The 6,000-nt window shown below is 63.6% G+C and carries 5 protein-coding genes and 1 pseudogene; all 6 read right to left on the bottom strand.

The features are described 5' to 3' along the window. Positions 1-61: 61 nt before the first annotated feature. Positions 62-232, bottom strand: a pseudogene (locus Q2M23_RS28130) (DUF993 family protein); the annotation flags it as partial. A gap of 14 nt (positions 233-246) precedes the next feature. After that, a complete protein-coding gene (locus Q2M23_RS28125; RefSeq protein WP_316397739.1) occupies positions 247-1,398 on the bottom strand; it encodes a Gfo/Idh/MocA family oxidoreductase in 1,152 nt (383 codons plus the stop codon). After that, complete coding sequence (locus Q2M23_RS28120; RefSeq protein ID WP_316397738.1) at positions 1,395-2,801, bottom strand: hypothetical protein; 1,407 nt, start codon at positions 2,799-2,801, stop codon at positions 1,395-1,397. Before Q2M23_RS28120 ends, Q2M23_RS28125 begins: the two co-directional genes overlap by 4 nt. Before the next feature lie 14 nt (positions 2,802-2,815). Next, positions 2,816-3,661, bottom strand: coding sequence for an ABC transporter ATP-binding protein (locus Q2M23_RS28115; protein WP_316397737.1), 846 nt, complete (start codon positions 3,659-3,661; stop codon positions 2,816-2,818). Between the two features lie 124 nt (positions 3,662-3,785). Further along, the gene (locus Q2M23_RS28110; protein WP_410469773.1) at positions 3,786-4,784 is read right to left on the bottom strand and encodes an ABC transporter substrate-binding protein; all 999 of its coding nucleotides are present in this window, start codon (positions 4,782-4,784) and stop codon (positions 3,786-3,788) included. Between the two features lie 136 nt (positions 4,785-4,920). Continuing rightward, a complete protein-coding gene (locus tag Q2M23_RS28105) occupies positions 4,921-5,694 on the bottom strand; it encodes an ABC transporter permease (protein ID WP_410469774.1) in 774 nt (257 codons plus the stop codon). Positions 5,695-6,000: the final 306 nt, after the last annotated feature.

Raw genomic sequence — 6,000 nt, 5'->3', positions numbered from 1 at the left:
TAGCCATGTCGTTCTGTGAGCCAAGGAGTTGAGTGTTATAGTTGTCTTCCTAAGACCGCTTGGCCTCCGACTTGGCCACCACATGCGCGGCCGAGAATGCCACGCGGTTCAGCGTACCCTCGAGCTTCGCCGGAAAGGTCCGCGACGCCGCCAGGCGATAGGTCTCGAGGCCGCCGCCAGCGGTCGGCAGCTTCAGCGACAGCGATGACATCGGTCGGACAGGCTTGTTCATGACAAAGTCCCTTCTCAGACTGATATCGGGGCGACGTCGATCCAGCGCCGCTCCTTCCAGCTCTTCAGCGCGCATTCGGCGAGCTGCACGCCCTTGGCGCCTTCGAGCAGGGTGTATTTGTAGGGCGCGTCCTCGCAGACATGGCGGATGAACATCTCCCACTGTTCCTTGAAGCCGTTGTCGTAGACGACGTTCTCAGGCAGCTTCTGCCAGTCGGCATAGAAATCATGCATCCGCTTCTCGTCCGGATTCCACACCGGCCGCGGCGTCGCCTGGCGTGCCTGGATCACGCAGTCGGTCAGGCCCGCCACCGCCGAGCCATGGGTGCCGTCGACCTGGAAGGTGACGAGGTCGTCGCGGTAGACCCGCGTCACCCAGCTCATGTTGATGTGCGCAATGACGCCGCCCTTCAGGCGGAAGGTGGCGTAGGCGGTATCATCGGCGGTCGCCTGGTATTTCTTGCCCTTCTCGTCATAGCGCTCGGGGATGTCAGTCGTGCCGAGGCAGGTCACGCTCTCGACCTCGCCGAACAGATTGTCGAGCACGTAGCGCCAGTGGCAGACCATGTCGAGGATGATGCCGCCGCCATCCTCGACACGGTAATTCCACGACGGCCGCTGCGCTTCCTGCCAACCGCCATCGAACACCCAGTAGCCGAACTCGCCGCGCACCGAGAGCATGCGGCCGAAGAAGCCGGAGTCGCGCAGGAAGGCCAGCTTCTTCAGGCCCGGCAGGAACAGCTTGTCCTGCACGGTGCCGTGCTTGAGGCCCTTGGCATTGGCGAGCTTCACCACCGCAACGGCCTCCTCGAGATTGGTCGCGATCGGCTTCTCGCAATAGACATGCTTGCCGGCATTGATCGCCTTGGTCAGCAGCGAGGGCCGCGCCTGCGTGGTCGCGGCGTCGAAGAACACGGTGTCGCCCTTGTCGGCGAGCGCACGATCGAGATCAGTGGTGTGGCGCTCGATGTTGTAGCGTTTTGCCAACGCGCCGACCTTCTCGGCGTCGCGGCCGACCAGGATCGGATCGGGCATGACGCGGTCGCCGTTCGCAAGCTGCACGCCGCCCTGCTCGCGGATCGCGACGATCGAGCGGATCAGATGCTGGTTGAGCCCCATTCGGCCGGTGACGCCGTTCATGATCAGGCCGAGGCGTTTGGTCGTCATACTGCTTGCTCCTGCGAAACGCGTGGTGTTGGCCGCTTGAGCGGCTGCATGGTGGACCAGTCCGGATGGATCGAACTGGCAAAGCCCGGTGCGACGGCGATCGATCCGGTCAGCAGATCGCCGTCATGGATCGCGAGGCGGACCTTGCCGCGCTCGCGCGTGTAGAGATCGGGATGCGCGGTGAGGAAGGCGTCGGCCTCGTCAACCGGGGTGTCGGCAAAGCCATCGACATAATGATGTCCGTTGCGCTCGGCATGGGTGACGCCGATCAGCGCGCCGAGCGCGAGGTCCTGCTGCACGCCGAGCCCGGCCTGGCAGGTCAGGTCCTCGCCGCTGACGAAATACCGCTCGCCGTCCGCGCTCCACGCCGCCGCGCGGGTGGCGTTGATGATGGACTTGTAGATGCCCTTGCAGGATTTCGAGGAGATGCCGCGATAGCCGAGCACGCGGGCCTGCGGGAATGCGTCATAGGAATCGTCGGCCTCGTCGATGATGAAGCCGTGCGCCGCCAGCTTCCCGAGCGGCGAGGCTCTTGTGATATCGCGCGGCATCGGCTGCTCGATATAGAGCAGGTTTGCCCTGATCGGCTGCAGCGCCGCGTCATGGTCGAGCCGGTCGACCAGCGCGTTCAGCGCGGCAAGGTCGGCATATTGCTCGTTGGCGTCGAGCGTGATCCTGGTTGCGTAAGGCAGCTTTGCGAGCTCGCCGCCGATCCGCGCCAGCCGCGCCGCGTCATGTGCGGGATCGCCGTTCAGCTTAAGCTTGAAATAGCGCGCACCGGCGTTCTCGTTGCGGTCGGCGACGCCGCCCTCGCCTTCAACCTTGTCGTCCATTCCGACCGTGTGCCTGACGGCGACACGCTCGAGCCGTTGGCGCGTCGACAGAAACCGCGCGATCGCCGCGTCGTCTAGATCAGGCGTCAGCCGCGCGTCGATGCCGGCGATATTGCCGGCCATGCCGTCGAAGAAGTTCGCGCCGGCGGCGCGCAGCAGCGCATCCAGGATCGCCTTGTCGATCTCGGCCGGGCCAAAGCCGGCGGCAAGCGGCGGAATGTCTTCAGCTGCGCAGGCCGCAACCTGCGGGCCGATACGTTCGGCGTGGAGGCCAAACGCGGTCTCAAGACCCTTGTTCGCCAGATAGAGCCCGCGCGCGATCGCAAGCGAGCGGCGAAGCCCGTCGAGCGACTGCGCTTCGGTGAGATGCGGCCGCTTGTCGAACCATTTCGGCGCCAGCATCTCGGCGCTGGCGCCGGTGGCGCGGCCCTTGCCTTCCACCTCGATCTCGACCCGCACGAACATCTGCGTCGATGCGGTGATCGTCACCGCGCCGAAGCGGAACGGCCGGGCGAACACCAGCGGCCGTTCGAAAAACGCGATATTGTTGACTTTGAGGCGAAGCGGCATTGAAGGCTCGGGTGTTAGTCCAGCGACCCCTGTGTGAAGAAATGCTTCCGGATCCGCTGCACCAGTTCGTTGAAGACGGGATCGGACATCGTCTCGAGCGAGCGCGGCCGCGGCATCGGCACGTCGTAGATCGCGGCGATCGCGCCGGGCCGCTCGGTCATCACGAGCACGCGGTCGGCAAGGAACACGGCTTCCGGGATCGAGTGCGTAATCAACAGGACCGTCTTGCCGGTCTCGCGCTGGATCCGCATCAATTCGACGTTCATCCGCTCGCGCGTCATGGCGTCGAGCGCGCCGAACGGCTCGTCCATCAGCATGATCTTGGGGTCGTGCACCAGGGCGCGACAGATCGAGGCGCGCTGCTGCATGCCGCCGGAAAGCTGCCAGGGCAGCTTCTTCTCGAAACCTTCGAGGCCGACCAGCTTCAGCAGATCCTTGGCGCGCGCGAGATACTTGTCCCGCGGCAGCTGCTTCATGTCGATCGGCAACATCACGTTGGAGAGGATGTTGCGCCACGGCAGCAGCAGCGCGTTCTGGAACACGATGCCGACATTGCCGTGCGGCCTGGTCACCGGCTCGCCGTCGACCAGCACCTCGCCGGTCGTCGGCGGCAGCAGGCCCGAGATCATCTTGAGCAGCGTGGACTTGCCGCAGCCGGAGGGCCCGACCACGACAAAGAACTCGCCGTCGTTGATGGTGAAGTCGAGCGGCCGCAGCGACGGCACATCACCGTCGCGTGACCGGTAGGTCTTCGAGACGCCGGAGAGTTTGATACCCGGCGTGGCATCCGCGGCGCGGTCCGACACCAGGCGCAGATGCGCGGCGGGCTGAACATCGGCTGGTTTGGTTGCAGGATTCATTCGGTCGAATCCACTGGGATGTAGAATGCTGTCATTCCGGGATGGTCCGAAGGACCAGACCCGGAATCTCGAGATTCCGGGGGCGATGCTTTGCATCGCCCCGGAATGACGGTGTTTGTTGCGCTCACGAGTCACCCTTCGGCAGATAGTCGTTGGTGTAGAACGCCTTCGGATTGGCCTTGGCCTTGGCGTCGAGGCCGCCATACTCGACCATCAAATTGACCGACTCGGTCATGTTCTGGTCGGTGACCTGGAACGGCCGCCTGGTCCTGGTCTCCGGCGTACGATAGAGCGGGATCGTCAGCTCGAAGCCTTGCGTCAACGTGTCGATCTTGCCGCCCTTCGGGTTGGCGTCGAGGATCGACTGCGCAGCCGCCTTGGGGTCCTTCTCCGCGGCTTCCACCGCCTTTGTCGTCGCCGACATGAAGCGGCGGACCAGGTCGGCATTGGCCTTCACATAGTCGGAGTTCGCGATGATGCCCGACGACACCATGTTGATGCCGTAGTCGGCGAACTTGATCGGATAGACATCCTTGCCGGTGGCGTCCTTGATCTTCATCGACTGGTCCATGACGTAGCCGAGCAGCAGGTCGGCCTGGCCGTTGATCACGGCGTTGAGCTTGGTCTGGCCGTCGCCGGCGACGGTGTTGAAATCGCTTTCCTTCAGACCGGTCTTCTTCAGGAACAGCGGCCAGATCTGCGTCATCGAATCCGCCGGCGTGATCGCGACCGTCTTGCCCTTGATGTCCTCCGGCTTCCTGATGTTCTTGTCGGCAAGGCTCATCGCCGACATCGGGCTGGTCTGCAGCAGCACGCCGGTGGCAATCACCGGCGCACCCTTCACGGCCGCGCGCATCATCGTCGGCACGTCGACATAGCCGAAATCGGCGGTCTTGGCGGCCACCGCCTGCGTGGTCGCGGCCGAGCCGCGGCCTTCCTGGATCTCGAGGTCGATGCCCTCAGTGGCATAGATGCCCTTGGCCTTGCCGTAATAGAACGGCGCGTGCTCGCCGTAGACGTACCAGTTCAGCATCAGCACGACCTTGTCGGCCGCAGATGCAGGGGCCACCGTAAGCGCGGTCCAGGCCAGTGCGGCAATGACAGCAGTGATCAATCGCATCACGTTCTCTCCCTGTTTTTCGTCATTGCGAGGAGCGAGAGCGACGAAGCAATCCATTTCTCAGCTTGTGGCGCGATGGATTGCTTCGCTTCGCTCGCAATGACGGTTTCCCCTTTCGTTAGGTGGCTCTGCGATATCCCTAGGAAGCAAAAATGATGTCATCGCGCTGGCTGACGTGCCAGGGGATCACCAGCCGCTCGATGCGGTCGACGATCCAGAACAGGATGACGCCGAGCAGCGCGAGGATCACCAGCGCGGCGAACATCGTCGGCAGGTCGAAGGTACCGATCGAGCGCTGCATCACATAGCCGATGCCGGAGTTGGAGCCGACGAACTCGCCGACGACGGCGCCGACCACGGCGAGCGTCACCGAGACTTTCAGGCCGGAGAAGATCGCGGGCATCGCATGCGGCAGGTTGACCGCACGGAACACCTGGAAGCGGCTGCCCTGCATCGCGCGCGCCAGATCGACCATATCAGGGTCGACCGACTTGAAGCCCTGCACCGCCGACACCACCACGGGGAAGAAGCCGAGCAGGAACGCGGAGATCACCTTGGGGATGATGCCGAAGCCGAACCACACCACGAACAGCGGCGCGATCGCGATCTTCGGCACGGATTGGGAGAACACCAGCAGCGGATAGACGTAGCTCTCGATCGTCTTCGAGCCCGCGATCAGCATCGCAACGGGAATGCCGAACAGCGCCGAGAGCAGGAAGCCGCAAATCGTTGCATAGGTTGTCGGCCAGGACTGCCGCAGCAGTTCCGGCCAGTCGCTCCACAGCACCGCGACGACGTCGCCGGGCGAGGGAATTTGGTAGGCGGGAATATGGAACAAGCGGATCGCGAGGTCCCAGGCCGCCACGATGACAACCAAAAACAGGAACGGACGTACCCACGCCGCATTCAGCATCTTCGACAGGCCCGAAGGGCTCTTTGCCTCCGCCACGTCACGCTCCCTTTGCAGTCTCTCTGTTCGTTCAGAAATTAACCCGTTGGATAAATACTGTCCAGCCCCAAGCGCGCGGCAAAATCGCGCCGAAATACGCGACTTTCGTCAGGTGAGAATTTTTGTCGGATGAGACTTCGTAGCCCGGATGAAGCGCAGCGAAATCCGGGACCGCTATCCGCGCATGCAACTCCCCGGATTGCGCGGAGCCTGTCATCGGGCGCGCGTTCGCGCGACCCGTTGGCTCAATCCGGGCTACGGATCACCGCA

The organism is Bradyrhizobium sp. 33ap4 (genome assembly GCF_032654765.1).
Classification (GTDB): Bacteria; Pseudomonadota; Alphaproteobacteria; order Rhizobiales; family Xanthobacteraceae; genus Bradyrhizobium; species Bradyrhizobium australafricanum.
This window is presented reverse-complemented; position numbering and strand designations above follow the sequence as displayed.

Excerpts from the sequence above, each read along its gene's own strand:
- Q2M23_RS28115 (WP_316397737.1), bottom strand. The coding sequence starts at position 3,661 with ATGAATCCTGCAACCAAACCAGCCGATGTTCAGCCCGCCGCGCATCTG.
- Q2M23_RS28105 (WP_410469774.1), bottom strand. The coding sequence starts at position 5,694 with ATGCTGAATGCGGCGTGGGTACGTCCGTTCCTGTTTTTGGTTGTCATC.
- Q2M23_RS28125 (WP_316397739.1), bottom strand. The coding sequence starts at position 1,398 with ATGACGACCAAACGCCTCGGCCTGATCATGAACGGCGTCACCGGCCGA.
- Q2M23_RS28120 (WP_316397738.1), bottom strand. The coding sequence starts at position 2,801 with ATGCCGCTTCGCCTCAAAGTCAACAATATCGCGTTTTTCGAACGGCCG.